This is a genomic window from Ferrimonas sediminicola (genome assembly GCF_005116715.1).
GTDB lineage: Bacteria > Pseudomonadota > Gammaproteobacteria > Enterobacterales > Shewanellaceae > Ferrimonas > Ferrimonas sediminicola.
The window spans coordinates 1-26539 of record NZ_SWCI01000013.1 but is presented as its reverse complement, the minus strand read 5'-3'; the positions used below and the strand labels follow the sequence as shown (position 1 = coordinate 26539).

The 26539-nt window shown below is 61.2% G+C and carries 30 protein-coding genes; 15 read left to right on the top strand and 15 right to left on the bottom strand.

All coding sequences use genetic code 11. From position 1 onward, the window contains the following. Positions 1 to 8 precede the first annotated feature (8 nt). The 3 genes from tdh to FCL40_RS15390 all read right to left on the bottom strand — a co-directional run bounded on the left by tdh (position 9) and on the right by FCL40_RS15390 (position 3121). A complete protein-coding gene (gene tdh / locus FCL40_RS15400; RefSeq protein ID WP_136854248.1) occupies positions 9 to 1034 on the bottom strand; it encodes an L-threonine 3-dehydrogenase in 1026 nt (341 codons plus the stop codon). A gap of 8 nt (positions 1035 to 1042) precedes the next feature. Next, positions 1043 to 2239, bottom strand: a complete 1197-nt coding sequence (locus tag FCL40_RS15395) for a glycine C-acetyltransferase (RefSeq protein WP_136854189.1) — start codon at positions 2237 to 2239, stop codon at positions 1043 to 1045. A gap of 222 nt (positions 2240 to 2461) precedes the next feature. Beyond that, the gene (locus tag FCL40_RS15390; RefSeq protein ID WP_136854188.1) at positions 2462 to 3121 is read right to left on the bottom strand and encodes a TetR/AcrR family transcriptional regulator; all 660 of its coding nucleotides are present in this window, start codon (positions 3119 to 3121) and stop codon (positions 2462 to 2464) included. A 107-nt stretch (positions 3122 to 3228) separates the two neighbouring features. Between FCL40_RS15390 and waaA the strand changes: the two genes are divergently transcribed. Further along, positions 3229 to 4503 carry a lipid IV(A) 3-deoxy-D-manno-octulosonic acid transferase gene (gene waaA, locus FCL40_RS15385; protein WP_136854187.1) on the top strand — a complete coding sequence of 425 codons (1275 nt, stop codon included), beginning with the start codon at positions 3229 to 3231 and terminating at the stop codon, positions 4501 to 4503. Here waaA and FCL40_RS15380 read toward each other — a convergent pair. After that, complete coding sequence (locus FCL40_RS15380) at positions 4500 to 5204, bottom strand: 3-deoxy-D-manno-octulosonic acid kinase (protein ID WP_136854186.1); 705 nt, start codon at positions 5202 to 5204, stop codon at positions 4500 to 4502. The two genes, waaA and FCL40_RS15380, sit on opposite strands and share 4 nt — an antisense overlap. A gap of 148 nt (positions 5205 to 5352) precedes the next feature. Between FCL40_RS15380 and FCL40_RS15375 the strand changes: the two genes are divergently transcribed. Genes FCL40_RS15375 through FCL40_RS15365 form a run of 3 tightly spaced genes read left to right on the top strand, consistent with a single transcriptional unit; the run spans position 5353 to position 8599 of the window. Next, a complete protein-coding gene (locus tag FCL40_RS15375; RefSeq protein WP_136854185.1) occupies positions 5353 to 6396 on the top strand; it encodes a glycosyltransferase family 9 protein in 1044 nt (347 codons plus the stop codon). 33 nt (positions 6397 to 6429) lie between these two features. Next, positions 6430 to 7428: an NAD-dependent epimerase gene (locus FCL40_RS15370; protein WP_136854184.1), complete on the top strand. Its 999-nt coding sequence runs from the start codon at positions 6430 to 6432 to the stop codon at positions 7426 to 7428. 58 nt (positions 7429 to 7486) lie between these two features. Next, positions 7487 to 8599, top strand: a complete 1113-nt coding sequence (locus FCL40_RS15365; RefSeq protein WP_136854183.1) for a glycosyltransferase — start codon at positions 7487 to 7489, stop codon at positions 8597 to 8599. A 117-nt stretch (positions 8600 to 8716) separates the two neighbouring features. Here FCL40_RS15365 and FCL40_RS15360 read toward each other — a convergent pair whose 3' ends face one another. The 3 genes from FCL40_RS15360 to FCL40_RS15350 form a co-directional block, all read right to left on the bottom strand. Then, positions 8717 to 9328: a LicD family protein gene (locus FCL40_RS15360; protein WP_136854182.1), complete on the bottom strand. Its 612-nt coding sequence runs from the start codon at positions 9326 to 9328 to the stop codon at positions 8717 to 8719. A gap of 117 nt (positions 9329 to 9445) precedes the next feature. Then, a complete protein-coding gene (locus tag FCL40_RS15355) occupies positions 9446 to 9847 on the bottom strand; it encodes a pantoate--beta-alanine ligase (RefSeq protein ID WP_136854181.1) in 402 nt (133 codons plus the stop codon). Positions 9848 to 9882: 35 nt separating this feature from the next. Continuing rightward, entirely contained in the window at positions 9883 to 10896 is a 1014-nt protein-coding gene (locus FCL40_RS15350; protein ID WP_136854180.1) for a CDP-glycerol--glycerophosphate glycerophosphotransferase, read from the bottom strand. Between the two features lie 196 nt (positions 10897 to 11092). On the opposite strand from FCL40_RS15350, the gene hldE reads away from it, so the two are divergent. Next, a complete protein-coding gene (gene hldE, locus FCL40_RS15345; RefSeq protein ID WP_136854179.1) occupies positions 11093 to 12520 on the top strand; it encodes a bifunctional D-glycero-beta-D-manno-heptose-7-phosphate kinase/D-glycero-beta-D-manno-heptose 1-phosphate adenylyltransferase HldE in 1428 nt (475 codons plus the stop codon). Between the two features lie 54 nt (positions 12521 to 12574). Here the strand turns inward: hldE and lpcA are convergent, their stop codons facing one another. Then, on the bottom strand, positions 12575 to 13150 hold the full coding sequence (gene lpcA, locus FCL40_RS15340; RefSeq protein ID WP_136854178.1) for a D-sedoheptulose 7-phosphate isomerase: 576 nt from the start codon (positions 13148 to 13150) through the stop codon (positions 12575 to 12577). Positions 13151 to 13820: 670 nt separating this feature from the next. Between lpcA and coaD the strand changes: the two genes are divergently transcribed. Beyond that, positions 13821 to 14309: a pantetheine-phosphate adenylyltransferase gene (coaD, locus tag FCL40_RS15335; RefSeq protein ID WP_136854177.1), complete on the top strand. Its 489-nt coding sequence runs from the start codon at positions 13821 to 13823 to the stop codon at positions 14307 to 14309. Here coaD and mutM read toward each other — a convergent pair whose 3' ends face one another. The 5 genes from mutM to radC form a co-directional block, all read right to left on the bottom strand. After that, the gene (gene mutM, locus FCL40_RS15330; protein ID WP_136854176.1) at positions 14310 to 15122 is read right to left on the bottom strand and encodes a bifunctional DNA-formamidopyrimidine glycosylase/DNA-(apurinic or apyrimidinic site) lyase; all 813 of its coding nucleotides are present in this window, start codon (positions 15120 to 15122) and stop codon (positions 14310 to 14312) included. Then, positions 15115 to 15567, bottom strand: a complete 453-nt coding sequence (locus FCL40_RS15325; RefSeq protein WP_136854175.1) for a hypothetical protein — start codon at positions 15565 to 15567, stop codon at positions 15115 to 15117. The genes mutM and FCL40_RS15325 overlap by 8 nt, the downstream gene beginning before the upstream one ends. A gap of 98 nt (positions 15568 to 15665) precedes the next feature. Beyond that, complete coding sequence (gene rpmG / locus FCL40_RS15320; protein ID WP_028112610.1) at positions 15666 to 15836, bottom strand: 50S ribosomal protein L33; 171 nt, start codon at positions 15834 to 15836, stop codon at positions 15666 to 15668. An 11-nt stretch (positions 15837 to 15847) separates the two neighbouring features. Further along, the gene (gene rpmB, locus FCL40_RS15315) at positions 15848 to 16084 is read right to left on the bottom strand and encodes a 50S ribosomal protein L28 (protein ID WP_136854174.1); all 237 of its coding nucleotides are present in this window, start codon (positions 16082 to 16084) and stop codon (positions 15848 to 15850) included. A gap of 114 nt (positions 16085 to 16198) precedes the next feature. Next, on the bottom strand, positions 16199 to 16873 hold the full coding sequence (radC, locus tag FCL40_RS15310) for a RadC family protein (protein ID WP_136854173.1): 675 nt from the start codon (positions 16871 to 16873) through the stop codon (positions 16199 to 16201). A gap of 101 nt (positions 16874 to 16974) precedes the next feature. Between radC and coaBC the strand changes: the two genes are divergently transcribed. Genes coaBC through slmA form a run of 3 tightly spaced genes read left to right on the top strand, consistent with a single transcriptional unit; the run spans position 16975 to position 19257 of the window. Continuing rightward, positions 16975 to 18180 (top strand): bifunctional phosphopantothenoylcysteine decarboxylase/phosphopantothenate--cysteine ligase CoaBC, encoded by a 1206-nt coding sequence (gene coaBC / locus FCL40_RS15305; protein ID WP_136854172.1) that lies wholly within the window; start codon positions 16975 to 16977, stop codon positions 18178 to 18180. 9 nt (positions 18181 to 18189) lie between these two features. Further along, positions 18190 to 18648, top strand: a complete 459-nt coding sequence (gene dut / locus FCL40_RS15300) for a dUTP diphosphatase (protein WP_136854171.1) — start codon at positions 18190 to 18192, stop codon at positions 18646 to 18648. 15 nt (positions 18649 to 18663) lie between these two features. After that, a complete protein-coding gene (slmA, locus tag FCL40_RS15295) occupies positions 18664 to 19257 on the top strand; it encodes a nucleoid occlusion factor SlmA (RefSeq protein ID WP_136854170.1) in 594 nt (197 codons plus the stop codon). A 75-nt stretch (positions 19258 to 19332) separates the two neighbouring features. Here the strand turns inward: slmA and pyrE are convergent, their stop codons facing one another. Next, a complete protein-coding gene (gene pyrE, locus FCL40_RS15290) occupies positions 19333 to 19974 on the bottom strand; it encodes an orotate phosphoribosyltransferase (protein ID WP_136854169.1) in 642 nt (213 codons plus the stop codon). A 70-nt stretch (positions 19975 to 20044) separates the two neighbouring features. Next, positions 20045 to 20764, bottom strand: coding sequence for a ribonuclease PH (rph, locus tag FCL40_RS15285; RefSeq protein WP_136854168.1), 720 nt, complete (start codon positions 20762 to 20764; stop codon positions 20045 to 20047). Between the two features lie 152 nt (positions 20765 to 20916). On the opposite strand from rph, the gene FCL40_RS15280 reads away from it, so the two are divergent. The 6 genes from FCL40_RS15280 (at position 20917) to FCL40_RS15255 (ending at position 26291) form a co-directional block, all read left to right on the top strand. Then, complete coding sequence (locus FCL40_RS15280; protein ID WP_136854167.1) at positions 20917 to 22548, top strand: mechanosensitive ion channel family protein; 1632 nt, start codon at positions 20917 to 20919, stop codon at positions 22546 to 22548. A 91-nt stretch (positions 22549 to 22639) separates the two neighbouring features. Next, positions 22640 to 23503 (top strand): YicC/YloC family endoribonuclease, encoded by an 864-nt coding sequence (locus tag FCL40_RS15275; RefSeq protein ID WP_136854166.1) that lies wholly within the window; start codon positions 22640 to 22642, stop codon positions 23501 to 23503. Positions 23504 to 23687: 184 nt separating this feature from the next. After that, entirely contained in the window at positions 23688 to 24977 is a 1290-nt protein-coding gene (locus tag FCL40_RS15270) for a tyrosine-type recombinase/integrase (RefSeq protein WP_136854165.1), read from the top strand. A gap of 4 nt (positions 24978 to 24981) precedes the next feature. Further along, positions 24982 to 25755, top strand: coding sequence for a hypothetical protein (locus FCL40_RS15265; RefSeq protein ID WP_136854164.1), 774 nt, complete (start codon positions 24982 to 24984; stop codon positions 25753 to 25755). A gap of 106 nt (positions 25756 to 25861) precedes the next feature. Then, complete coding sequence (locus FCL40_RS15260; protein ID WP_136854163.1) at positions 25862 to 26086, top strand: helix-turn-helix transcriptional regulator; 225 nt, start codon at positions 25862 to 25864, stop codon at positions 26084 to 26086. Next, entirely contained in the window at positions 26079 to 26291 is a 213-nt protein-coding gene (locus FCL40_RS15255; protein ID WP_136854162.1) for a hypothetical protein, read from the top strand. Before FCL40_RS15260 ends, FCL40_RS15255 begins: the two co-directional genes overlap by 8 nt. The last annotated feature ends 248 nt before the right edge of the window (positions 26292 to 26539 follow it).

Here is a 26539-nt window from a genome sequence, read left to right as displayed (position 1 = left end):
CTGCACCATCAATCCCAGTTGAGGATCACCTTGCCGGACTGACCGCCACGCATCACGTCGAACCCCTTCTGGAAGTCGTCGATGTGATAGTGATGGGTGATGATGGGGGTGATGTCCAGGCCGGACTGGATCAGGCTGGCCATCTTGTACCAGGTCTCGAACATCTCTCGGCCATAGATCCCTTTGAGGATCAGACCCTTGAAAATCACCTGGTTCCAGTCGATACCCATGGAGCCCGGGGGAATCCCCAGCATGGCGATCTTGCCGCCATGGTTCATGGTGGCCAGCATCGAGTTGAAGGCGCTGGGGACGCCGGACATCTCCAGGCCCACGTCGAAGCCCTCGGTCATCCCCAGTTCCGCCATCACCTCTTCCAGCTTCTCCTTGGCCACATTCACCACCCGGGAGGCCCCCATCTTGGCGGCCAGCTCCAGGCGGTAATCGTTGACGTCGGTGATCACCACATGACGGGCCCCCACGTGGCGAGCCACGGCGGCGGCCATGATGCCGATGGGCCCGGCGCCGGTGATCAGCACATCCTCCCCCACCAGGTCAAAGGAGAGCGCGGTGTGCACCGCGTTGCCGAAGGGGTCAAAAATGGACGCCAGGTCGTCGCTGATGTCATCGGGAATCTTGAAGGCGTTGAAGGCGGGGATCACCAGGTACTCGGCAAAGGCTCCCTCACGGTTGACGCCGACGCCGACGGTGTTGCGGCACAGGTGAGTGCGGCCACCGCGGCAGTTGCGGCAGTGGCCACAGGTGATGTGCCCTTCGCCGGACACCCGGTCGCCCAGTTCGAAGCCGCGCACCTCCTGGCCCATGTCCACCACTTCGCCCACATACTCGTGGCCGACGATCATCGGCACCGGGATGGTCTTTTGCGACCACTCGTCCCAATTGTAGATGTGTACGTCGGTACCACAGATGGCGGTCTTTTTAATCTTGATCAGCAGATCATTGTGCCCCAGCTTGGGCTTGGGGGCGTCCACCATCCAGATCCCCATCTCCGGCTTGAGTTTCGACAGCGCTTTCATGGTGGTCATCAGATGATCTCCAGCTCTTTACCGATGCGGATGAAGGCGTCGATCGCCTTGTCCAGCTGTTCACGGGTATGGGCGGCAGACATCTGGGTACGGATGCGCGCCTGGCCCTTGGGCACCACCGGGAAGGAGAAACCAACCACGTAGATCCCCTCCGCCAGCAGGCGGTCGGCAAACTCCGAGGCCAGGGCGGCGTCACCGATCATCACCGGGATGATGGCGTGGTCGGCGCCGGCCAGGGTGAAGCCGGCCTCACTCATGCGGCTGCGGAAATGGTTGGCGTTGTCCCACAGGCGGGCACGCAACTCCTCGCCCTCGGCGATCAGGTCCAGCACCTTCAGGGAGGCGGCGACGATGGCCGGCGCCAGGGAGTTGGAGAACAGGTAGGGGCGGCTGCGCTGGCGTAGCCAGTCGATCACCTCTTTCTTGCCCGAGGTGAAGCCGCCGGAGGCACCGCCCAGGGCCTTGCCCAGGGTACCGGTGATGATGTCCACCCGGTCCATCACCTTGCAGTGTTCGTGGGTACCCCGGCCGCCTTCGCCAACGAAGCCGACGGCGTGGGAGTCGTCCACCATCACCAGGGCGCCGTACTTGTCCGCCAGGTCGCAGATCCCCTCCAAGTTGGCGATCACGCCATCCATGGAGAATACCCCGTCGGTGGCGATGAGGATATGGCGGGCACCGGCCTCACGGGCCTGCTGCAGGCAGCGCTCCAGCTCGGCCATGTCGTTGTTGGCGTAGCGGAACCGCTTGGCCTTGCACAGACGCACCCCATCGATGATGGAGGCATGGTTCAGGGCGTCGCTGACGATGGCATCCTCGGGGCCGAGCAGGGTTTCGAACAGGCCGGCGTTGGCGTCGAAACAGGAGGAGTAGAGGATGGTGTCCTCCATGCCCAGGAAGCTGGACAGCTTGGCTTCCAGCGCCTTGTGGATGTCCTGGGTGCCGCAGATGAAGCGCACGGACGCCATGCCGAAGCCGTGGTCCGCCAGGCCCTGCTGAGCCGCAGCAACCAGCTCGGGGCTGTTGGCCAGGCCAAGGTAGTTGTTGGCGCAGAAGTTGATAACCTGTTCACCGCTGCTGACCTCGATGGCGGTCTGCTGGGGTGAAGTGATGACGCGCTCGTGCTTGTAAAGCCCATCGGCCTTTACGTCCTCCAGTTGCTGCTGGATCTGGGCGTAAAACACTGAAGATGACATGCTGCCTCCCGTTGGCATCCTTGATTATTGTGGGCCGGACGCATCGCGCTGGTGGGCACAGGGACTCCCCGGCCGTGTCCCCGTCAGGGTGCCGGCCTCTGTGTTGGGGAGGGTGTGCGACGCGACAGCCCGCCTTAATTATTGGCGACATTCTAACGGGGGATGGGGCAGCTTGCAGCAGCAATCTGCCCCCGAGAGTGTATAAAGCCGTTAAAGAGGGGGCTAGGTCGGCTCACCACCCAGGCTGTCGTAGAGCTCCCGGTACTGGCGCTCGATGCGGTCGAACTCCGGCATGGCCGCCTCGGAGACGATGCCGCGGAAGGTGATCAGCACCCGCAGAACCCCCTTGTAGATCTCGCGCTTGGTGATGCTGCTCTCCAACATCTGGGCATTGCGATAGGAGATCCAACAGGTGACGATCTGCTTCAGGGTCTGAGCCAGATCCTCGATGTACTTGTCCTCCACCACCACGGTGCCGTTGTCCCGCAGCAGACGCAGGTTGTTGGCGGCCACCTCGGTCATGCGGCGGTGCACCTCCAGGTAACGCTGGTGCAACTCCTTGTCCCGGGTCAGGATGTCGGTCAGGTTGGCGTAGAAGAAGCGGAAACGCCACATCGCCTGAAACATGCCGTCCAGATACCGGACCAGGAACTCCAGATCACTCTCGTTTTCCACATCCAGGGGACGAAACGCCTCGACGATGTAGTTCTCATACTCCTTGTAGATGCAGCGGATGATCTCTTCCTTGTTGCGGAAGTGGTAGTAGAGATTGCCCGGGCTGATCCCCAGGTGAGCGGCAATATGGTTGGTGGTGATTGCCCGCTCGCCGTGTTCATTGAACAACTCACGGCTGGCAAGAATGATTCTGTCTTTAGTCTTCATAGCGTTATCTTCTCTCTGACCCGACCTAGCTTACCAGACACCGGTGGATTTGAAACAGCCCTGTCCCTGCCTTATGATGCGGGCTCCGACCAGTCACAGACCCGGCCATGAACCGACTACTCTACAGCCTGCTGCTGATCCTGCTGCTGCCCCTGCTGCTGGCCTACCTGGGCTGGCGCGCCCTGCGCAGCCCCGACTACCGCGGACGACTCGGTGAACGCTTCGCCCTGACCCTGCCTCGGACCCGTGCCCCGCTGATCATCCACTGCGCCTCCATGGGGGAGACCCTGGCCGCTCTGGGGCTGATCCGCACCCTGAAGCGGCAGCGTCCCGACATGCCGATTCTAGTGACCACCACCACCCCCACCGGCTCCGCCCAGGTCAGGCAGCACCTGGGCGACCTGGTGGATCACTGCTACCTGCCGCTGGATCTGGGGCCGGTGGTGGCCCGGTTCCTGGGCCGCCTCACCCCCATCGGCCTGGTGCTGATGGAGACCGAGCTGTGGCCCAACCTGGTGCACCACTGCCATAAACGGCAGATTCCCGTGGTGCTGGCCAACGCCCGACTGTCCGAGCGCTCCGCCAGGGGCTACGGCCGCTTCCCCGCCCTGGTGGGGCCAATGCTGGGCCAGCTCACCGCCATCGCCGCCCAGAACAGCAACGACGGAGCCCGGCTGGTGACGCTAGGGGCTGCCCCGGCAGGCATGACCGACTGTGGCAGCCTGAAATTTGATATTGCCGTGGACGATGCCGAGAGAGAGCACGCCAGCGCACAGCGCCTGCAACTGATGGGCGAACGCCCCTGCTGGCTGGCCGCCTCCACCCACCCGGGCGAGTTCGAGCTGGCCCTGGCGGCCCACAAAACACTGCTTGAACACTTCCCGGACCTGCTGCTGATGCTGGTCCCCAGGCACCCGGAACAGTTCGACCGGGCCGCCGAACTGACCCGGACCGCCGGCCTGACCCTGGCCAGGCGCAGCGCCGGTGGCCCGCTCTCCCCCCAAACCCAGGTGTTGATTGGCGACACCATGGGGGAACTCAAGACCCTGTGCGGCATGAGCGACATCGCCCTGGTGGGCGGCAGCCTGATCGAGCGTGGGGGGCACAACCCCCTGGAGCCCGCCGCCTTTGGCAAACCGGTGCTGATGGGGCCCCACTACTTCAACTTCAAGGAGATTGGAGACCAGCTCAAACAGGAGGGAGTGATGCTGGTGGTGGAGGATGAACACAGCCTGGTCCAGGCTCTGGACCAGTTGCTGGGGGATGACAGCGGCCGTCAACGGATCGGCCAGGCCGCCCTGCAGTTTATGGCCCGCAACCGCGGCGCCACCGAACGCCAGGCCCAGGTGGTACTGCAAGCCCTAGGCCGGACTGAGGCCTAGCCCAGGTATCCCGCCAGCAGCGACTGCCAGTCGGACTCACGCCAGTGCAGTCCGGCGACCCGATCCGACTCCTTGCGGAAGGAGCGCAGCAACCGATCCAGGTTAGCCTGTTGCCAGGCGGGATCGACCGGACGTATCTCGCCCCGGTCGAAGTCGATCAGGTAGAACCGCTCCTCATCCATCAGGATGTTGCGGGCGTTGAGATCCGCATGATAGACACCGACCTTGTGGAAACGGGCCAGCAGGGCACCCAGCTGGCGCCACTTCTCTTCAGGCAGGGGGCCGTCCACCAGGGTCTTCACCAGGTCCCGACATCCGTCGAGACGCTCGGTAAGCAAGTCCGCCCGGTAGAGCGGGCCCGAGCGCACCACCTGGGCCGCCACCGGCCGGCTCACCGGCAGCCCAAGGGACACCAGCCGCTCCAGTAGCGCCAGCTCCTGGTAGGCCCGGGTGTTGTGCAGCCCCGGCCACAGGTAGAGATCCTTGATCAGTTTTCCCGGCAGACCGCCCCTGTAGTAGTGGCGCAGCACACAGTGGTAGCCATCCACGTTGAGGAACCAGGCGGGATGGCGGCCACTGCCATCGGAGTGCCCCTCCACCCGGCCGGCCTCCACCAGGGCCCGGCGGTCAAACCAGCTGGCATCCGCAGGACTGTCCTGCGCCAACAGCAGGCTGGTGTTGTGGTGCTGAATCAGCTGCATGACGCCCCCAGTTCAACGAGATGACCCTAAAAAGAGCGCTCATTGTGACCCTGGTCCCGGGTGATGGCAACCGTCGGGGCAAAGAGACTTGGTCATAGCAAGGAATTTCATTAAAATTGCCGCTTTAACGGCCGGAAACCGCCCCACTATGCCACTCCCCTCGACACCCAGCTCCATCTGCATCATGCGCCTGTCCGCCATTGGTGACGTCTGCCATGCCGTGGCCATGGTCCAGGCCCTGCAGCGCCGCCACCCCCAGGCCAGCATCACCTGGGTGGTGGGCAAGGTGGAGGCCTCCCTGCTCGAGGGGCTGCCCGGGGTGGAGCTGGTGGTGTTCGACAAGAGCCGGGGCTGGGAGGGTTACCGGGCGCTGTGGCGAACCCTAAGGGGGCGACGGTTCGATGTGCTGCTGCACATGCAGGTCGCCCTGCGTGCCTCCATCGCCACCCTGGGGATCCGGGCCAAGATCCGGATCGGCTTCGATAGGGCCAGGGCCAAGGAGGGGCAGTGGCTGTTCACCAACCACCGCATCCAGCCCCAGGCCGAACCCCATGTGCTGGACGGGTTTATGAATTTTGCCCGGGAGTTGGGGGTCACCGACACCACCCCCCGATGGCAGATGCCGCTGTCAGAACAGGATCTGGCCTTCGCCTTGGAGCGGGTCCCCCAGGGTCAGCGCACCCTGATCATCTGCCCCGCCGCCAGCAAGGGGGAGCGCAACTGGCTGCCGCAGCGCTACGCCGCCGTGGCCGATCATGCCGCCAGCCGCGGCCTGGCCGTGATGCTGTGTGGCGGCCCCGCCCCACTGGAAAAGCGGCTGGCCGAAGAGATCCAGCACTATGCTGAAACCGAGGTCACCAACCTGGTGGGCCAGACCAGCCTGAAGCAGCTGCTGGCCCTGCTCGGCCGCGCCACCCTGGTGCTGGCGCCGGACACCGGACCCGCCCACATGGCGGTCACCCAAGACACGCCGGTGGTGGGCCTGTATGCCCACTCCAACCCGGGACGCACCGGCCCCTACAGCAGCCGCGACCTGGTGGTCAGCGCCTACCAGGCCCATGTAGAAACCCAGCAGGGGAAACCCCTGGCCGAGATCCCCTGGGGAACCCGGGCCAAGGGCCAGGAACTGATGCACGCCATCGAGGTCGATGCAGTAATCGCCAAGGTGGACGCCCTGCTGACGCAGGCCTGAATATTCGTCCCACTAGGACAGAGGAAAACGTTTATGCGCATTCTGGTTACCGGTGCCGCCGGTTTCATCGGTTTCTACACCGCCAAGCGACTGCTGGCCATGGGCCACCAGGTGGTAGGCCTGGACAACCTCAACGACTACTACGACGTCACCCTCAAGCTCGCCCGCCTTGAGCAGCTACTGCCCGAGGAGAACTTCCGCTTCGTCCAGCTGGACCTGGCGGACCGGGAGGGCATGGCCGCCCTGTTTGCCAACGACACCTTTGACCGGGTGGTGCACCTGGCCGCCCAGGCCGGCGTGCGCTACTCCATCGACAACCCCATGGCCTATCTGGATTCCAACCTGGCGGGGATGCTGACCATCCTCGAGGGGTGCCGCCAGCAGAGGGTGCCGCACCTGGTGTACGCCTCCTCCTCCTCGGTGTACGGCATGAACAGGAAGGTGCCCTTCAGCGAGGGCGATGCGGTGGATCACCCGGTCAGCCTCTATGCCGCCACCAAAAAGTCTAACGAGCTGATGGCCCACACCTACAGCCACCTGTATGACCTGCCCACCACCGGGCTGCGCTTCTTCACCGTCTACGGCCCCATGGGCCGGCCGGACATGGCCTACTTCAGCTTCACCCGCAAGATCCTCGCAGGTGAGCCCATCGACGTGTTCAACCACGGCAAGCTGTCCCGGGACTTCACCTACATCGACGACATCGTCGAGGGGGTGGTACGGGTGATGGAGGCGATCCCCCAGCGGGATGAAGGTAATGACTGCGCCACCCCGGACCAGTCCAGCGCCCCCTACCGGCTGTTCAACATCGGCAACCATCAGCCGGTGGAGCTGCTCACCTTTATCCAGACCCTGGAACAGGCCCTGGGGGTCAAGGCCAAGCTGAACATGAAGCCGATGCAGCCCGGTGATGTCTACACCACCTTCGCCGACACCGACAACCTGCAGCAGGCGGTGGGCTTCAGCCCGGACACCTCCCTGGCCACGGGGCTGCAGCGGTTCGCCGACTGGTACCGCGGCTTCTACGGCTGATCATGGCGGGGACCGGCGGCCCCCGCTCCTATCTGACTTGTTAACTAACGGAAACCCCATGTCAAAAATCAGAGCACTGGTGATCGAGCGCCACTCGAGGCCCAACATCAATCCCATCCGTCCCGAAGCCGCCCAGATTGTCGGCCTGCACCAGAGCGGTGAAGTGGAGGTAACGGTGATGTGCAACCCGGACTCCGGCCTAGTGGACTACTATGCCCAATATGGTATCGAGGTGCTCACCCTGCCCCTGGATAAAAAGCTCTCGTGGCACACCATCAAAACCATCCGCCACACCTTGATTAATCGCCAAATCCAGGTATTGCATCTGTTCGCCAATACTCCGGTCAGCAACGGCGCCACTGCCGCCATCGGCTTGCCGGTGAAGGTGATCGCCTATCGGGGTCAGACCGGCAACATCCGCCGCATCGATCCCTCCAGCTACCTATCTATGTTGCATCCGCGCATCGATAAGATCATCTGCGTGGCCAAAGCGGTTGAGGAAGATCTGGCCAACCACGTCAACAACCCATCGAAGAAGCTGGCCACCGTTTACAAGGGCCACGATTCCAGTTGGTACCAGAATCCCCCTGCAGACCTGTCTCAGTTCAACCTGCCCGAGGATGCCTTTAAGGTCTCACTGGTCGCCAACCTGCGTCCACGTAAGGGGCTGCACGTGCTGATGGACGCCACCCACCACCTGCCCAAGGATGCCAACATTCACTTTCTGCTGGTTGGAGCAAACCCTGACAACGACAAGATAAAGCAGATGATTGCCAGCAGTGGCTGCCCGGAAAGAATCCATCCCATGGGCTGGCGCACCGACGCTCCCGAGGTGGCCGCTGCCAGCGACCTGGTGGTGCTGCCCACCCTGAAGCGGGAGGGCCTGTGCCGGGCGGTGTTGGAAGCCAACTCCTACGGCACCCCGGCGGTGATGTCTGATACCGGCGGCAACGCCGAACTGGTGAAGGATGGCCACACCGGTTTCATCGTCCCTCCTGGCGACGCCAAGGCCCTGGCAGAGGCGATTCATCGCCTCTACCAGGACCGAGATCTAAACGACAAATTTGGTTTGGCAGCACAGGCGAGGGTAAGGGAAAAGTTTAATGTGGAGCAGGGCGTCGAAGCCACATTGGCCATCTACCGTGAGCTAGCATTGGCTTTAAATCAGTAATAACGGCATAGAACCGTCGCTATGGAGCGTCAAACCGAGTTCCACCATTCGCGATTCGCGTCCCAACTGGCCTCTGGGTAGCTCGAGTACCGAGAGGACCGGGACGCTTCACTCCTTTCAAGTTACGATGCACTTCTCATCTTTTGCGCAGTCCCACTCTTTTACTACCTGGCTCCAGTCGCCATACTTCTCGGTAAGATACTCCCGATGGTGCAGAGGCACCTTCAACAGGCGTCCCTTGAAGGCCACCTCTTCAAAGCCATCGTAATACTTGGCATCCACCCTCATGATCTTTCCAGCCGCTTGCCAGTAGACGTGCTTGCCGTTTCGTGTCTTGGTAAAGATATCCAGATAGTCGTGACCGCTGTGAAACAGACCGCCGGTGCGATCCTCAAGCTTAAGAATGCGAATGCCGGACATCCCGCTGCCCTTGACGCTGAAGTTTCTGGATTTCAGTTTCCAGCCCGCCCAGAAGACCTGCCGCAGCACGCGTCTTGTCCGAGCAATATCCTTGTCGGACACCGAGATGTCGAGATCCTTATCCCAAGGCAGCAGTCGCCCATCACGGACAATGCCCAGCAACGTCCCACCCTCAAGATGATAGACAATGCCCTCCCTGTCGAGGCACTCTGCAACAGCAAACAGCAAATGCTCAGCAACAGACATATCCAATTTAGGCCCACCGTCAACACGGCGCCATGACCAAGGAGCTTGAACAGGAAACTTCATTTTTTTCACTTCTCAGGAATAACGGTATAAATGTTGCTCATCTCACCATAGAGCTACACGGTTTCATCCCTGACGATATCTGCCGCCCCTTAACATCGGTGGCGGCAGCAAAAATACTTAACCTTCCGCTGGTAAAGACTTAACAACTTCAATCAGTTCTGTAGTGGAAATGGCTGGAGTTCTGGGCAAATAGACCACCTTGCACAGGTCGCTGAGATGATCGAACTTGCCATTCCAGTCATCCCCCATCACCAGGATGTCCGCCTGGTGCTTCTGGATATATTCCGCCTTCAGCTCGAGGGACTCCTCCAGGAATACCTCATCCACTGCCGCCAGGGCGCCGATGATGCGGCTGCGATCGCGCTCATTGCAGACGGGGTATCGGCTCTTCTTGCTGAAGTTGAGAGCATCAGAGGAGACACCGACGACTAGACTGTCCCCCAGGGCACGGGCCCGCTCAATGATGTTGAGGTGGCCGACATGAAACATGTCGAAGGTGCCGAAAGTAATCACGCGCATATACAAAACCTAACTTCAGTAACAGGGCCCCGGGATCAGGACCAGCGATAATACCCCAGACGCTTGCGAACCTTGAAGCGCCGAATCAAATTTAGCGGCTTGGGCAACACGCCCTGGGCCGCTACCTCATCCACCGCTGCCAGGATGCGGGCCGAGCTGTGACCGTCCAGGTTGGGGTGTACCTCTCCGACATAACGGTCGATCTCCTCCCGCAGCGCCTCGCTGGGGTGCAACCCCAGCTCCAGGAACCGCCCCAGCTGCTGCGCCTGGTCGAAATCCAACAGACAGGGCTGGGGCTGGCTGTTCCTGTAGGTGACCACCACCTTGCCCATCATCAGCGCCTCGGTCACCGCGCTGGAGGTGTCGGAGAGCACCAGGTTGCCCTGCTGATAGACCCGCAGCAGGTCCTCGTCGTCGGACACCTCCAGGCAAGGCCCCTGGATCGCCCGGTACTTGTCGATCCAGCCCTGCTCCATCTTGGGGTGGAACTTGACCACGAAGCGATAGCGGCCCGCCTGGCTGAGCCGCTTGATCGGCTCATACAGATCCGGCACCGAGGTGAGCGACGGCGAGAAGGTGGGGGCGTAAACGATAACCGGCACCTCGCCCACAGGTGGCTGGGGCAGCCCCAGGTAAGGGTCCATCTTGGGCCAACCGGTCTCCCTTACCCTGAAGTAACCATGCTTGCGCCCCAGCTCGTTGAACCTGTCGGTGGTGATGGGGCCGTGGGTGCAGTAGAGATCGAAGAAGCCACGAATGCCGAAGTGGCCCCTCTTCTTCCACTCCAGGCCGTGAAACACCTGCACCTTGATGCCGGGGAAGAAATCCGCCACCACGTTGCCTGGCACAAACACGGCGTAGGGGTCGTAGGCCTTCACCGCCGCCACGCTCTCCAGCCGCTCCTCATCCGCCGCCAGCAGCACCGGACTCATGCGGTCACCGGCGATAAACCACTTCACCTGGTCACCTCGAGCGCGGATCTCCGCCTGCAGGGGCCTGAGGATTGAGAGGGTGTAGGGCAGCTCTACGTAAAAAAGATATTTTTTCATTAAGAAATCGGCACGTTCACAGAGATTTTGCCCACGCGGGGTCCTTCAACATGGATCACATGTCGAAGGGGCGAACTGTAACATAAGGACTTGAACCAGTAAAAAACAGAGCATGTTCCGGGGCAACTCAGGGGGGCTGCACCGCTGACAACATGATAAGATACCCGCTTTCAAGTAAATGAGGTTTCCCCAGGCAATGAAAGTATCCCTGCCCTCCTTTAACCAATCTCAGGTTCTGGTCGTTGGTGACGTGATGCTGGACCGTTACTGGGATGGCCCCGCCGCTCGAATCTCACCAGAGGCACCGGTTCCCGTCGTCAAGATTGCCGACATTGATGATCGGCCGGGCGGAGCCGCCAACGTAGCGCTGAATATCTCAGCCCTGGGAGGACAGAGCGAGCTTATCGGCCTTGTGGGTAGGGATGAGGCCGCCGAAATTCTGGTCAGAAAACTGGAAGGCCTGGGCGTCTCTCCAAATCTGGTAACCTTGGACACCGCCCCCACCATCACCAAGCTCCGGGTAATGTCTCGCAATCAGCAACTGCTTCGCGTTGATTTCGAAGAGCCCTTCGGTACAGAAGGCGAGGCGTCCATCAACCGCAAAACCGAACAGGCCCTGGCCCAAGCCAAGGTGGTGGTGATCTCCGACTACGCCAAGGGTGCACTCTCCGACGTCCCAGAACTGCTGCGCCTTGCCCGCAAGGCTGGGGTCCCCAGCCTGGTGGATCCCAAGGGTACCGACTTCGAAAAGTACCGCGGCGCCACCCTGCTCACCCCCAACATGGGCGAATTCGAGGCGGTGGTCGGCAAGGTGACCGACGAGGCCGACCTGGTGGCCAAGGGTTTGGCCCTAATTGAACGTCTCGAACTGGACGGGCTGCTGGTCACTCGCTCCGAGAAGGGGATGACCCTGCTGCGTCCCGGACAGCAGGAGCTGCACCTGCCCGCCATGGCTCGAGAGGTGTACGATGTCACCGGTGCCGGCGACACGGTGATCGGCACCCTGGCCGCGGCCATGGCCGCAGGCAGCGACCTTCCCCAGGCCTGCGCCCTGGCCAACGCCGCCGCCTCGGTGGTGGTGGGCAAGCGCGGCACCGCCACCATCTCCGCAGTGGAGCTGGCGACCATGGTCGCCTCCATGCACGACGAAAGCGGCTTCGGGGTCATGAGCGAGAGCCAGCTGCTGTACGCGGTGGCCGATGCCAAGGCCCGGGGTGAGAAGGTGGTAATGACCAACGGCTGCTTCGACATCCTCCACGCCGGTCACGTCAGCTACCTGATGCAGGCCCGCAAGCTGGGCGACCGCCTGATTGTAGCGGTCAATAGCGACGACTCGGTGAAGCGGCTCAAGGGTGAGGCCCGCCCGGTGAACAATCTGGAGCGTCGCATGAGCGTGTTGGCGGCCCTGGGCGCCGTGGACTGGGTGGTACCCTTTTCTGAGGACACCCCTCAACGATTGATTGCCGAAGTGCTGCCGGACCTACTGGTCAAGGGCGGCGACTACCAGGTGGAGCAGATCGCCGGCCACAAGGAGGTGATCGCCAACGGCGGCGAGGTGAAGATCCTCGGCTTCGAGGATGGCGTCTCCACCACCGAGATCATCCATAAGATCCACAAGGGTTAACCTTCCTCAATCGAAAAGAGGCGCCAAGGCGCCTCTTTTTTTCACAATGGAAACTTAAGTCGCCATCTGCTCCTCAATCAGCATGATCAGGATGTGAATCACCTTGATGTGCACCTCCTGGATACGATCGGCGAAGCCGAAGTGGGGCACCCGAATCTCCACGTCCGCCAAATTAGCCATTTTTCCACCATCCTTGCCTGTCAGAACCACGGTCTTCATCCCCCGGGAACCGGCCGCCTCGAGGGCGTTGAGGATATTCTGGGAGTTGCCGCTGGTGCTGATGCCAAACAGCACATCCCCCTGGCGCCCAACCCCCTCGATGAAACGGGAGAATACCTGGTCGTAGCCGTAGTCGTTGCTGACACAGGAAAGGTGACTGGGATCGGACACGGCGATGGCACCATAGGCGGGACGGTTGGCCCGATAGCGCCCGGTCAGTTCCTCGGCAAAGTGCATGGCATCACAATGGGAGCCCCCATTGCCGCAGGAGATCACCTTGCCCTCCAGCTTCAGGGCATCGGCGATCAGCCGGGCGGCGGCTTCGATGGCTTCCAGTTGGGCCTGGTCGTTGAGGAAGTTGTCCAGAACCTGGGCCGCTTCGGTCAGCTCTCGAAGAATACTCTGCTTCATAACGCAGTCCTATAGTCTTGGCCATCCCAGGCCGGGTTACTGGCCTGCCACTCCGACGGACCCAAAACAAATCTTTGAATTAACCAGCTACGATCGCTCCGCCACGACCAAACACAGCCTTCCTGCACAGTACGCTCTTATCCCGACTCACTCCAAGCCCATTATCCGAATGACCGACCACAGTAACAACAGGCCGCCAACCGCTCCGGCTAGGTTGACGTTGGCATTGGATAGAAGATTTCATGAGTTGGGCCGCCATTGGATTAGTCACTTGACACCGAGATAACAATGACTGTGCACTGAACTGGAGGCTCGATTGACAATATCGCTCAGCAATAACCGAACACCATATCACAGTGAACTTTTACGACAAAAATCCGTGAATTCTCATCTTCGAACCTCCGTCATCAAGCTTACAACCATCGCCAATTTTGGCAGTTAGTTGCGCTTGCCGGGCAGGTGGTCCCCAACAGCCCAAGAACAAATATCAGGATCCACTCGATCTGAAAACCCTCCACCAATAGGCGTCCTTGCTTAGAAGCCGGATGCCCTGTACGGTGCAGTCAGTTATGCTTATGCTAAGCAAAACAGAGGCTCAGTGGATATTGACCCGCTTCTGGACTTTCAGTTTTCCGAGAGTCCACTTGGACAGTGCGAGATTTAAACTACGATGACCAAAATCGCCATCTACCCCGGGACCTTCGATCCCATCACCAACGGCCACCTGGATCTGATCAAGCGCAGCGCCAAGCTGTTCGACAAGGTGGTGGTCGGCATCGCCACCAGCGCCAGCAAGCAGCCACTGTTCGACCTGGACAAACGGGTGGAACTGGCCAAGGCGATCACCGCCGATATGGATAACGTGGAGATTCAGGGGTTCACCGGCCTGCTGGTGGACTTTGCCAAGGCACAGAAAGCGGACGTGCTGATCCGGGGCCTGCGGGCGGTGGCGGACTTCGAGTATGAGTTCCAGCTGGCGGGGATGAACCGCCATCTGCACCCGGAGATGGAGACCATCTTCCTCACCCCCGCCCAGAAGTACACCTTCATCTCCTCCTCCCTGGTGAAGGATGTGGCCTTCCACGGCGGTGACGTCAGCACCTTCCTCCACCCGGTGGTGGAGCAGGCGGTGGCCGAAGAGATGGCCCGCCGCCGCTGATCAACGCTGGCAACGGGGGCAGTAGGTGGTGGTGCGCTGTCCCAGCTTCACCGTTTTCAGCCGATGGTCGCACACCGGGCAGGGCTCCCCACCCTTGCCGTACACCAGCAGCTCCTGGGCGAAGTAGCCCGGCTTGCCGTCCGCCTGAGTGAAATCTTTCAGGGTGGTGCCCCCCTGGGTGATCGCCCGGGCCAGCACCGCCTTCACCTCCGCCACCAGCCGCTCGATGGCGGCCGGCGTCAGCTCGCCGCCTGACTTGCGCGGATCGATGCCGGCGCCGAACAGCGCCTCGTTGGCGTAGATATTACCTACCCCCACCACCACCTGATTGTCCATCAGCGCCAATTTAACCGCCTTGGTGCGCCCCTTAAGGCAGAGTGCCAGATGTTCGGTGTTGAAGGCCGCAGAGAGCGGCTCAGGGCCCAATTTGGCGATAAGCGGGTGGCCATCCAGGGGCTGGGTCCACCACAGGGCGGCGCCGAAGCGTCTGGGGTCGTTGAGGCGCAGCACCGCACCGCTGTCCAGCTCGATGTCCAGATGATCGTGTTTCTCCGCCGGCGGCGCCGGTGACAACACCCGCAGGCTGCCGGACATGCCCAGATGGAGGATCAGGGTGCCGACGGCACACTCCACCAGCAGGTACTTGGCCCGGCGGCTGACCCCGGTGATGGTCTGCCCCTGCAGCTGCAGGATCTCCGGCGGCACCGGCCAGCGCAACTTGGGCTGGCGCACCACCACCCGGGTGACGGCATGGCCGATCAGGTGCGGGGCGATTCCCTGGCGGGTCACCTCCACCTCTGGCAGCTCAGGCATCCTTGCTCCCCCGGTTCAGCAGCGCCTCCCCCTGAGCGGACAGCAGCTTCCACCATTGGGGCTGCCCCAGCAGTTTCACGTAACCCAGCTCCGGGTAGAGCAGCACCGTCACCGGATCCTCGCCATCATCCAGGTAGAGATCCACCTGCACCGGACCCCGGGGCTGAGGCACGGGATCGTTGATGGGCAGCAGCCTGGCGTCGCTCCAGAGTGCCATCAGCCCGTCCAGGCGCTCCGCATCCAGCTGGGGCTCGGAGCGCCAGCCCTCCCCCTCCCGGTGCACCACCAGCTCCTGCAACACCAGGGCCTCGATGGCGCGGCCCTCGGGCAGCAGCGGGTAGCTGCTGCTGTTGGGACTGATCAGGTTGGTCACGTAGAGCAGCAGCATGCCAAACAGCGACAGGGCGATGATCAGCGCGTTGTTCCAATTACGACGCTTGGCCATGGCGGGCCTCGAAGTTGCCAGTATGAGCTTCGATTGTAGGTTTTTGGCGGGCATAAAAAAACCCGGCAGATGCCGGGTTTTCTCAAGGTGCGGATCAATTACTTGATCTTGGCTTCCTTGTACAGAACGTGCTTACGAGCCTTAGGATCGAACTTTTTGATTTCGAACTTTTCAGGCATGTTGCGCTTGTTCTTGTCAGTAGTATAGAAGTGACCAGTACCAGCAGTGGATACCAGACGGATCTTCTCACGACCACCTTTAGCTGCCATGATTTATCTCCTTAAACCTTCTCACCGCGGGCACGCAGTTCGGCCAGAACTGCATCGATACCCTTCTTATCAATGATACGCATACCCTTGGTGGATACGCGCAGCTTCACGAAGCGCTTCTCGCCTTCAACCCAGAAACGGTGGGTCTGCAGGTTGGGCAGGAAACGACGCTTGGTGTGGTTTTTAGCGTGGGAAACGTTGTTCCCGGTCACCGGACGCTTGCCGGTAACTTGACATACTTTAGACATTTCAGTCTCCAAAATATTGCTCGAGCATCATTGTACCTCGTATGGCCGTCGCCCGAGGCACACGAAGGGCGCATTTTATACAAGATAAAGAAGCAAAGATCAAGCAAACTGAGCTTAAAGCCATCCCCTTTCGGCAAATGAGCAACACTCGCCGTGGCCGATGACCAGGTGATCCAGTACCGATACGTCGATCAGTGCCAGGGCATTCTGTATCCGCTTGGTGATGGCGCGATCCGCCTGGCTGGGTTCGCACACCCCGCTGGGGTGGTTGTGGGCCAGGATCACCGCGGCGGCATTGGCGGACAACACCGTCTTGACCACCTCACGGGGGTACACGTTAGCGGCGTCTATGGTACCACGAAACAGCTCGGTAAGTTCCACCACTCTGTGCTGACTGTCCAGCAGCAACAGGGCAAACACTTCGTGATGACGGTGCCCCAGTGTCGCCTGCAGGTAGTCCCGGGCGGCGGCGGGGCTGTTGAGGGCGCTCCTGGCCTGGCTGCGCTCCCCCAGGCAGCGGCGCCCCAGCTCCCGGGCCGCCTGCAGTTGCACGTACTTGGCCAGCCCCATGCCGTGGATGGTGGTAAAGGCCTCCGGCGTCATTCCCAGCAGGGCGTTGAGGCTGCCCGCCTGCCCCAGGGCTTTTCTGGCCAGCTCCACCGCGCTGACGCCGCTGTGGCCGGTGCGCAGGAAGATCGCCAGCAGCTCGGCATCGCTGAGCACCTGGGCTCCCAGGCTGAGTAACCGCTCTCTCGGCCGCTCCGATGTTGGCCAGTCTCCTATTCCCATGGCGCCCTCCCTGGTCTGCCGTCAGTTAGTGAGCCGGTCGTCACCGACCGTGCCTGCCATGTGTTATCTTAGGCGCCACTCTCAGAAAACGACCAATGGCCATGAGCAAAATCACCCGTAATATCGTGCTGGGGATCTCCGGTGGCATCGCCGCCTACAAGGCCCCCATCCTGGTGCGCCGTCTCAAGGAGACCGGCGCCGATGTCCGCGTCGTCCTCAGCGGCGGTGCCAAGGCATTTGTCACCCCCATGTCCCTGCAAGCGGTCTCCGGCCACGCCGTGGCCCATGACCTGCTGGACCCGGCCGCCGAGCTGGGGATGGGTCACATCGAACTGGCCCGCTGGGCCGATGAGGTGATCATCGCCCCGGCCAGCGCCAACTTCATCGCCCGCCTGGCCGCCGGCATGGCCGATGAGCTGCTCACCGCGGTATGCCTGGCCACCGAGGCGCCGATCCGGGTCTGCCCGGCGATGAACCAGGTGATGTACTTGGCCCAGGCCACCCAGGCCAACCTCGCCACCCTGACAAGCCGTGGCGTCACCCTCTGGGGCCCGGCCAGCGGCGATCAGGCCTGTGGCGAGGTGGGACCCGGCCGCCTGCCGGAGCCGGAGGAGATCACCGCCCTCTCCCTGGCCGCCGCCCAGGGTGCGGCTGAACCTGGTCCCCTGGCCGGCAAAACGCTGCTGCTGACCGCCGGCCCCACCCGGGAGGCGCTGGATCCGGTGCGCTACCTCTCCAACCACAGCTCCGGCAAGATGGGCTATGCCCTGGCCGAGCAGGCCGCCCGCCTCGGCGCCGACGTCACTCTGGTCAGCGGCCCGGTCACCCTGGCCACCCCCGCCGGCGTAACCCGCATCGACGTGCAGTCCGCCCAGCAGATGCTGGAGGCGGTGATGGCCCGGGTGGAGGCCCATGAGATCTTCATCGGCTGCGCCGCCGTGGCCGATTACCGCCCGGTGGCCGCCGCCACCGACAAGATTAAAAAATCTCAGGAAACTCTGACCATTGAGATGGTGCGCAACCCGGACATCCTTGCTACAGTAGCCGGCCACAGTAAGCGACCGTTCACCGTTGGCTTCGCCGCCGAAACCCGGGATGTGGAGCACTACGCCCTGGATAAGCTGGCCCGCAAGAAGCTGGACATGATCGCCGCCAACGACGTCTCCAAGCCTGGCCAGGGGTTCAACGCGGACAGCAACGCCCTGACCCTCTACTGGCCCGGAGGCAGCAAAGATTTGGGCCACAGCGACAAGGCCACCCAGGCCGAGGCGCTGCTGCTGACCATCGCAGAGAAACTGACGAAGTAAGAGACAACAATGAAAACACCCATCGAGCTGAAAATTCTGGATCCCCGCCTGGGCAGTGAGTGGCCCCTGCCCGAGTACGCCACCCCGGGTTCCGCCGGCATGGACCTGCGCGCCGTGATCGACGCCCCCCTGGTGCTGGAGCCCGGCCAGAGCGAGCTGGTGCCCACCGGCATGGCGATCCACATCGGCGACGCCAGCCTGGCCGCCACCATCCTGCCCCGTTCCGGCCTGGGCCATAAGAGGGGGATCGTCCTGGGCAACCTGGTGGGGCTGATCGACTCCGACTACCAGGGACCGCTGATGTGCTCCCTGTGGAACCGCAGCAACCAGAGCGTCACCATCGAGCCCGGCGAACGCGTGGCCCAGCTGGTGTTCCTGCCAGTGGTGCAGGCGGCCTTCACCCAGGTGGCCTCCTTCGACGCCAGCGAACGGGGCGAAGGCGGCTTCGGTCACTCCGGTACCCAGTAACGCCGGAGCACCGCCATGAGCAACAACGCCAAAACCAGTCGTCGCGAACAGATCCTCCAGTGCCTGGCCAGCATGCTGGAAACCCTGCCAGGCCAGCGGATCACCATCTCCAAGCTGGCCGCCGAGGTGGGGGTGTCCGAGGCGGCCCTCTACCGCCACTTTCCCTCCAAGGCGCGGATGTTCGAGGGGCTGATCGAGTTTATCGAGAACACCCTGCTGTCCCAGATCAACCTGATCATGGAGGAGGAACAGGACACCATGGTGCGCTGCCAGCTGATCCTGCAGCTGCTGCTGACCTTCGCCGAGCGCAACCCGGGGATCACCCGGCTGCTCACCGGCGACGCCCTCACCGGCGAACAGCAGCGCCTGCGGGAGCGGATGAACAAGCTGTTCGCCCGCATCGAAACCAATCTCAAGCAGGCCCTGCGGGAGAAGGCGCTGCGGGAGGGCTCCGGCTTCTACCTGGAGGAGGGGATGCTGGCCAACCTGCTGCTCTCCTACGCCGAGGGGCGCATCGCCCAGTACGTGCGCAGCGAGTTCAAGGTGCCGCCCACCGAGCGCTTCAGCGAGCAGTGGGCCTTTATCCAGCGCCAGCTACTCCAGAGTTGAAAAGCTGCGAAAAGAGACAAAAATGGCGCCAGATGGCGCCATTTTTGATTGAAATTTCGCGTTGTCGCCCCTTGGCTAGATGCCGTACTGGGCGCGGTAGGCGCTCACCTGCGCCAGCTCCCTCTCCCGGCCCGGCTGCTCCTGCAGGTAGGCGATGAGATCCCCCAGGGTGACGATGGCGATGATGGAGCAGCCGTAGTCCCGCTCCACCTCCTGGATGGCGGACAGCTCCCCCTGGCCCCTCTCCTGGCGATCCAGTGCGATCAGCACCCCAGCCAGGGAGGCGTCATTGGCCTGGATGATCGCCATCGATTCGCGGATGGCGGTGCCGGCGGTGATCACGTCGTCCACCAGCATCACCCGGCCGGCCAGCTCCGCCCCCACCAGGTTGCCGCCTTCGCCGTGATCCTTCTTCTCCTTGCGGTTGAAGCAGTAGGGCTTGTCGGTGTCGTGGTGATCCGCCAGGGCCACGGCGGTGGTGGTGGCGATGGGGATCCCCTTGTAGGCGGGGCCGAACAGCAGGTCATACTCGATGCCGGAGTCCGCCAGCGCCGCGGCGTAGAAGCGACCCAGGCGGGCCAGATCGCGGCCGGTGTTGAACAGGCCGGCATTGAAGAAGTAGGGGCTCTTGCGGCCAGATTTCAAAGTAAACTCGCCAAAACGCAGCACGTTACGTTCCAGGGCAAACTCGATAAATTCTCGTTGGTAAGCTTTCACTCTATTCCGACCTTATTCTCGTTGTGTGGGTACAAAAAAGGCGACCCCTTCGTCGCCTTCGATAAAACAGTTAGCCTTCGGCCAATGCCGCCTTCTGGGCCGCGACAATGTCGTCGATCCCCGACTTGGCCAGTTCCAGCATCTCCAGCAGCTCCTGGTGGCTGAAGGGCTCGCCCTCGGCGGTGCCCTGGACCTCGATCATCCGGCCATCCTCCGCCATCACCACGTTCATGTCGGTCTCGGCGGCGGAGTCCTCCTCATAGGCCAGATCGCACACCGCCCGGCCGTCGACCACGCCCACGGACACGGCCGCCACCATGAACTTCAGCGGATCCACGGTCAGCTTCTTGTCGCGCTGCAGGCCATTGAGGGCATCCACCAGGGCCACGCAGGCGCCGGTGATGGAGGCGGTGCGGGTGCCGCCATCAGCCTGGATCACGTCGCAATCCACGGTGATGGTGTACTCACCCAGCTTGTCCAGATCCACCGCTGCCCGCAGGGAGCGGGCGATCAGCCGCTGAATCTCCAGGGTACGCCCGCCCTGCTTGCCGCGGGCCGCTTCCCGGCCGCTGCGACTGTGGGTGGCGCGGGGCAGCATGCTGTATTCGGCGGTCACCCAGCCCTGGCCCTTGCCCTTGAGGAAGCGCGGCACCCCCTCCTCGACGGTGGCGTTGCACAGCACCTTGGTGTGGCCGAACTCCACCAGTACGGACCCCTCCGCATAGCGGGTGTAGTTGCGGGTCAGGGTAATGGGGCGGGTCTGGTTAGGGGCTCGGTTGTCTGGACGCATGGATAGTGCCTTGGCTCTGAAAATGTGCGGCACATTATACCGATCCGGCCCCCCGGACGCGAGGCTCTGTCTGGCCTGGGGCAGTTGGTTGTTTAACCATCATTATCTGATATAACTGAAGCCTGGCCAGGAGAAAAAACGGGCGATTAATGATGCAACTTCGACATGGATGGCTGTGGCTCTGCCTGCTGCTGCCCCTGAGCCTGCAGGCTCAGCCCCCGACCCTGAAGAACATGATGGAGCAGCAATCGCCCCAGCAGGCCGAAGAGGCAGCCCCCGAGCCCCAGGAGCCGCCGCCGGAGCCCACGGTGATCGATGAGTATGAGCGCGGCTCGCCCCGCTCCTCCATGGAGGGGTTGCTGCACGCCCTGGAGCACAACGACTTCGAACGGGCCGCCCACTACCTGGACGGCCGCAACCTGCCCGCCGCCATGGCAGACACCCCCTTGGCGGAGCTGGCAGAGGAGTTCAAGCTGATCCTCAACCGCACCCTGTGGGTCGACCTGCAGTCGATGAGTGAATCCAGGAACGGCCTGGCCGGCGACGGCCTGCCTCCCTACCGCGATCTGGTGGGACGCATCCCTCTGGGCTCAAGGCAGATCAGCGTCTACATGCAGCGGGTGCCTCGGGGAGACGGCCAATACATCTGGAAGATCTCCAACGCCACCCTGGGCGAGGTGCCCAGCCTCTATGCCCAGTACGGCGACGGCCCCATTGGCGAATACCTCAGTCACCACCTGCCGGAATTCGAGATCCTGGGACTGCAGAGCTGGCAGTTTGTCGCCGTGCTGCTGATGTTCCTGCTGGCCTACCTCATCAGCCTACCGCTGTTTGCCCTGCTCAAATGGCTGGCCCGGCGCAGCCATCCGGACAACGACCAGCTGCAGCGGTTCATCGGCGGCCCCTCCCGGCTGCTGTTCGTGGTGCTGATGGTGCGTGAAGCCTTCCCGCTGGTGCGCCCCTCCATCGAGGCCCGGGCCATCGCCGAGGGCCACGCCCTGATGATCCTGGCCCTGGTGTGGGTGTCGGTCTCCGGCATGGAGCTGGCTCGGGAGCGGCTCAACCGCGGCCTCCAGGAGAAGGGGCGGGAGCAGGGGGCGCAGTTGCTCAAACCGCTGTTCACCATCGCCAAGATCCTGATCATCATCGTCGGCCTGCTGATGTGGCTGGAGAACCTGGGGTTCAAGGCCACCACCATCCTGGCGGGCCTGGGGATCGGTGGCCTGGCGGTGGCCCTGGCGGCGCAGAAGTCGGTGGAGAACCTCATCGGCGCCATCACCCTCTACCTCTCCTCGCCGGTGAGGGTGGGCAACTTCTGCAAGTTCGGCACCCAGATGGGGGTGGTGGAGGAGATCGGCCTGCGCTACACCCGCATCCGCACCCTGGACCGGACGGTGATCCACATCTCCAACGCCACCTTCGTCGACCTGGAGCTGGAGAACTTCTCCGAACGGGAGAAGATCCGCTACAGCCCGGCGCTGAACCTGCGCTACGACACCCCGGCCAGCAAGCTACGCGACGTCATGGACGAGATCACCGAGGCCCTCAAGGCCCACCCCAGGACCCACGAATCGCCGCTGCGGGTGCGCTTCCACAAGTTCGGCCCCAACGCCCTGCAGCTGAACGTACTCAGCTACATCCAGACCACGGCGTTTCCCGAGTACCTGGAGGCGGCAGAGGAGCTGAACCTGGCGATCCTCACCATCCTGGAGAAGCACGGCGTGGCGATGACCGACACCACCCAGCTCCGCTGGCTCCAGGCCCCTGGGGCCAACAGAGACTGAGCCCGGCGCCCCCGGCAGCACCGGGGGCTTTGCCGGCGCCCCCGGCCCATGGGTATAATCGGACCACTGACACTACATAAGGCCACCGCCAATGATCCACAGCATGACCGCCTACGCCCGCAGCGATGTGAAAGCTGACTGGGGCAGCGCCTCCTGGGAGATCCGCTCCGTCAACCAGCGCTATCTGGAAACCTACCTGAGACTGCCCGAACAGTTCCGCTCCCTGGAGCCGATGCTGCGCGATCGGCTGCGCAAGCGCCTGGCCCGGGGCAAGGTGGAGGTGAACCTGCGCTTCGAACTGACGGAGAACGCCGGCGACACCCTGCAGATGAACGAGAAGCTGGCGGCCCAGCTGATCGAGAAGGCCCAGCACCTGCACACCATGGCGGGCATCGGTCAGCTCAACCTGGTGGAGCTGATGCGCTGGCCCGGGGTGCTCGAGGCGAACGAGCAGGATATGGATGCGATCGGCAAGGAACTACTGGAGAAGTTCGACGAAACCGTGGACCACTTCCTCGAAGCCCGCGCCTCCGAGGGCCAGGCCCTGGAGAAGATGATCGTCGAGCGCCTGGACGGGGTCACCGAGCAGGCCGCCTTCGTCCGCGGCCGCATGCCGCAGATCATGGAGTGGCAGCGCCAGAAGCTGAACGACCGCCTGGCGGAGGTCAAGGAGGAGATGGATCCCGGCCGTATCGAGCAGGAGATGATCCTGCTGGCCCAGAAGATGGACGTGGCCGAGGAGATCGACCGGCTGGACACCCACGTCGCCGAGACCCGCAAGGTGCTGAAGAAGGGCGGCGCCTGTGGCCGTCGCCTGGACTTCATGATGCAGGAGTTCAACCGTGAGTCCAACACCCTGGCCTCCAAGTCCATCAGCACCGACATCACCGCCGCCGCGGTGGAGTTGAAGGTGCTGATCGAGCAGATGCGCGAGCAGATCCAGAACATCGAATAGTGTTTCCGCTCGTGCGTGCGTAATTACAACTCATTGAAGGGTATCAGCTTTTGATACCCATCGCGTTTGCAACCGTTCGTTATCTTTTGCTACAGTTCAGAGAAAAGTGGTGACTAAAGTGGTGACTAAATCGCTTTCGCCACTACCCAAGTGACAGACCAGTCACCACTTTGGACTTAACGATATGAATGATAAGCAGATTAAGGCGTTTTTAAGGGCGGGGTTGAAGCAACGAAAACCCGTAGGTGGAGGACTATACCTACGAGTTCAATCGACGAAGTCAGCCGCATGGGAAGTGCGCTACACCATTAATGGCAAACGCCGGACAATGACATTGGCTGGCGGACAATATCCCGAACTGTCGCTGGCGGACGCCAACGCCGAAGCCGCTAGGATCAAACAGCTGGCCCGCCAAGGTATCGATCCCCTTGCCGAGCGAGAGCGCGCCAACCAAGTAACCATCCACACCGTTGACGACTTGTTTGAAGACTGGTTCCAAACACTCACCCGCCGACTCAAACACCCTGAGATTCCCAAGCGAATCTACACCAAAGAGATAAAGCCCCTGATCGGCACCCTGCCCATCAGTGAAGTGAACGCCCGTGACATCCGGGCCGTAATACAGAAAGTCAGCAACAGTGGCCGCCCGGCTACAGCCAACGATACGTTGATGTACTGCAAACAGCTGTTTAATCACGCCTGTAAGCTAGATTTAGCCACCGCCAACCCTGCCAGTGCCTTTAAGGTCAGCGATGCTGGCGGTATCGAGAAGAGCCGAGACCGTGTCCTCAGCATTAAGGAGCTCAACACCGTATTTGAGGTGCTCCGCCAGCACCCAATGCTCTTTAACCGAGACAACTACGTTGCACTGGCACTGCTGCTGGTGCTGGGTGTGCGCAAGGGCGAGCTGATCGCCGCCAAATGGCAGGAGTTTAAATTTGACGACATGGTATGGCACCTCCCGGCTAGCAGAAGCAAAACCGGCATCGCCATCATCATTCCCCTGCCCCAAGCCATTATCCCCTGGCTTCAAGAACTGAAGGTTCGCTCCTGTGGGTCGGATTATGTGTTCCCTTCGCGTAGGAGTAGCAAGCGCCGCCCCTATATTGCTGACGACACCCTTAATCATGCGCTGGCAAAGATGTTTGGCAAGAAGGTGGCCAGCAACGGCACCCAATATGACGATCTTCTGGGAGCAGCTGGAATTAGGCACTTCACCATCCATGACCTACGACGCACCTGCCGAAGCCTGCTGGCGGAGGTTGGGGTAGCCGGCCACATTGCCGAGCGCTGCCTGAACCACAAGGTCAAAGGGGTCGAAGGCATCTACGATCGGTATGACTACCTGGAGGAACGTCGTCAAGCGCTGAATCAGGTGGCCTCTCTCGTTTGCCCAATCGTAAACAATCCATCAACCCATAATGGATCAAGCCTTGGTAACACCGAAACCCACCTGCACTCTGAAGCGAGTTAATTTTATGCGAAGAGAAGCGAAGCAACTCCTTTTCCCGCACCTCGAGCGCCAAGTTCAAGAACAAATCTCAACCAAAGATCTGTCGGCTCTTGAGCAAACAGGAATGTTCACCAAAGAGCAACTTGAGCGCTGTTTTTTCTACAATCAACCCAGTGCATACATGCTTATCATGAACATGCTTGTGCAACTCAGAAGTCTTCCAAATCAAAGCTTCGATAACACACCACAAGATGAGTTCGAGCTATTAAACACAAGATCCCTCCAGGATAAGGCACAGCGTCTTTTTGATAAGTGCTGGCTAATTAATAGACAACTAAGTGATAGACCAGAGGCTCTTGAGATGGTTGAGTTAGCGCTCACTGAGAGCTTTGAGTTTGGCAGCATAATTGGAGAGTACAATGAGCTAGTTAGCTCTCTTCCGACACTCCGAAAGCACAAAAAGTACCAAGAACAGCGCTCGCTCGGAGGACAAAAAAAGAATGCAGAGAACCATATAACTAAATCAATCATTGCGGACATCATCGAGCAATTAGGCACAGACCCATTTCTAGATACAGCAAGCACAAGGCTCAAGGCAGAATCCATTCGTAAGCTGATTGACCATCATCGGCAGAAAGTACCCAGTATCGAAACCTTCCAGAAATACATCAAAGAAGTCAGCGGTCGACCAAGCAAAATCGGGGCACCTAGGGCGAATAGCCCTAAAAGTGCCGATTTAGACAAATGGTTGTCTGACAACTTCAATGAGAAAATCCCTGAATATTTTCGTCAGATATAGTGTCGAAGTGCTAGCAGAACCCCCTTTCTGCTAGCACTGCCTCCTATTCCACCAGAGCTACAATCGTCAACATTCTCCCTGTTTCCATTAGTAAACAGGAAAGAGCATGTACGAACAACAAACATCATTCGTCGACCGCCTCGTTCGAGAAAAAGAACGCAAAGAGATCACCTCCGTTTCCCGCACAACGGCATGGCAGCTGGAAAAACTGGGCCTTTACCCCAAAAGACGCAAGCTACATCCAACCAGTGACGCCGTATGCTGGCTGCTGTCAGAGCTGCTTGAGTGGGTTCAAGCACGAGAAATTGCCGACGGGGGTCATCATGAGTAAAGCTGACCAACTCGCCGAACTCTACATTGACGAAAACCAGCTCATCAATCGAAAGCAGGCTGCCAAGCTATTGGGCATGAGCCCTCGAGATTCCCATCGAAAGCAGAAAGCTGGGCTGTTTCCCCCTCCCTGCGTCGATCGCAATGGACGGAAATTCTGGCGCATCGGTGTGTGCCGCCACTACCAACATAAACAACTGCGCTAAGAACCTTCGGGGCGAAGCCACCTTCGCCCCGAGCTCTGTCCACACTTGGCACGGTTTGGCACAACACAGCACTTATAAATATCAGCCAAGAACAGAACAAAAACCTTGAGTACCAAGGGTTTGTGGTGGTTTAATGATCCCGGACACCGCTTTAGGTGGTAAAGTCGCCACCGTAACAAGAGGTGTTCAATGACAAGAAAGCGTCGCTCATTCACTGCGGAGTTCAAACTGGAAGCCGCATGCCTGGT

Excerpts from the sequence above, each read along its gene's own strand:
- tdh (WP_136854248.1), bottom strand. The coding sequence starts at position 1,034 with ATGAAAGCGCTGTCGAAACTCAAGCCGGAGATGGGGATCTGGATGGTG.
- FCL40_RS15395 (WP_136854189.1), bottom strand. The coding sequence starts at position 2,239 with ATGTCATCTTCAGTGTTTTACGCCCAGATCCAGCAGCAACTGGAGGAC.
- FCL40_RS15390 (WP_136854188.1), bottom strand. The coding sequence starts at position 3,121 with ATGAAGACTAAAGACAGAATCATTCTTGCCAGCCGTGAGTTGTTCAAT.
- waaA (WP_136854187.1), top strand. The coding sequence starts at position 3,229 with ATGAACCGACTACTCTACAGCCTGCTGCTGATCCTGCTGCTGCCCCTG.
- FCL40_RS15380 (WP_136854186.1), bottom strand. The coding sequence starts at position 5,204 with ATGCAGCTGATTCAGCACCACAACACCAGCCTGCTGTTGGCGCAGGAC.
- FCL40_RS15375 (WP_136854185.1), top strand. The coding sequence starts at position 5,353 with ATGCCACTCCCCTCGACACCCAGCTCCATCTGCATCATGCGCCTGTCC.
- FCL40_RS15370 (WP_136854184.1), top strand. The coding sequence starts at position 6,430 with ATGCGCATTCTGGTTACCGGTGCCGCCGGTTTCATCGGTTTCTACACC.
- FCL40_RS15365 (WP_136854183.1), top strand. The coding sequence starts at position 7,487 with ATGTCAAAAATCAGAGCACTGGTGATCGAGCGCCACTCGAGGCCCAAC.
- FCL40_RS15360 (WP_136854182.1), bottom strand. The coding sequence starts at position 9,328 with ATGAAGTTTCCTGTTCAAGCTCCTTGGTCATGGCGCCGTGTTGACGGT.
- FCL40_RS15355 (WP_136854181.1), bottom strand. The coding sequence starts at position 9,847 with ATGCGCGTGATTACTTTCGGCACCTTCGACATGTTTCATGTCGGCCAC.
- FCL40_RS15350 (WP_136854180.1), bottom strand. The coding sequence starts at position 10,896 with ATGAAAAAATATCTTTTTTACGTAGAGCTGCCCTACACCCTCTCAATC.
- hldE (WP_136854179.1), top strand. The coding sequence starts at position 11,093 with ATGAAAGTATCCCTGCCCTCCTTTAACCAATCTCAGGTTCTGGTCGTT.
- lpcA (WP_136854178.1), bottom strand. The coding sequence starts at position 13,150 with ATGAAGCAGAGTATTCTTCGAGAGCTGACCGAAGCGGCCCAGGTTCTG.
- coaD (WP_136854177.1), top strand. The coding sequence starts at position 13,821 with ATGACCAAAATCGCCATCTACCCCGGGACCTTCGATCCCATCACCAAC.
- mutM (WP_136854176.1), bottom strand. The coding sequence starts at position 15,122 with ATGCCTGAGCTGCCAGAGGTGGAGGTGACCCGCCAGGGAATCGCCCCG.
- FCL40_RS15325 (WP_136854175.1), bottom strand. The coding sequence starts at position 15,567 with ATGGCCAAGCGTCGTAATTGGAACAACGCGCTGATCATCGCCCTGTCG.
- rpmG (WP_028112610.1), bottom strand. The coding sequence starts at position 15,836 with ATGGCAGCTAAAGGTGGTCGTGAGAAGATCCGTCTGGTATCCACTGCT.
- rpmB (WP_136854174.1), bottom strand. The coding sequence starts at position 16,084 with ATGTCTAAAGTATGTCAAGTTACCGGCAAGCGTCCGGTGACCGGGAAC.
- radC (WP_136854173.1), bottom strand. The coding sequence starts at position 16,873 with ATGGGAATAGGAGACTGGCCAACATCGGAGCGGCCGAGAGAGCGGTTA.
- coaBC (WP_136854172.1), top strand. The coding sequence starts at position 16,975 with ATGAGCAAAATCACCCGTAATATCGTGCTGGGGATCTCCGGTGGCATC.
- dut (WP_136854171.1), top strand. The coding sequence starts at position 18,190 with ATGAAAACACCCATCGAGCTGAAAATTCTGGATCCCCGCCTGGGCAGT.
- slmA (WP_136854170.1), top strand. The coding sequence starts at position 18,664 with ATGAGCAACAACGCCAAAACCAGTCGTCGCGAACAGATCCTCCAGTGC.
- rph (WP_136854168.1), bottom strand. The coding sequence starts at position 20,764 with ATGCGTCCAGACAACCGAGCCCCTAACCAGACCCGCCCCATTACCCTG.
- FCL40_RS15280 (WP_136854167.1), top strand. The coding sequence starts at position 20,917 with ATGCAACTTCGACATGGATGGCTGTGGCTCTGCCTGCTGCTGCCCCTG.
- FCL40_RS15275 (WP_136854166.1), top strand. The coding sequence starts at position 22,640 with ATGATCCACAGCATGACCGCCTACGCCCGCAGCGATGTGAAAGCTGAC.
- FCL40_RS15270 (WP_136854165.1), top strand. The coding sequence starts at position 23,688 with ATGAATGATAAGCAGATTAAGGCGTTTTTAAGGGCGGGGTTGAAGCAA.
- FCL40_RS15265 (WP_136854164.1), top strand. The coding sequence starts at position 24,982 with ATGCGAAGAGAAGCGAAGCAACTCCTTTTCCCGCACCTCGAGCGCCAA.
- FCL40_RS15260 (WP_136854163.1), top strand. The coding sequence starts at position 25,862 with ATGTACGAACAACAAACATCATTCGTCGACCGCCTCGTTCGAGAAAAA.
- FCL40_RS15255 (WP_136854162.1), top strand. The coding sequence starts at position 26,079 with ATGAGTAAAGCTGACCAACTCGCCGAACTCTACATTGACGAAAACCAG.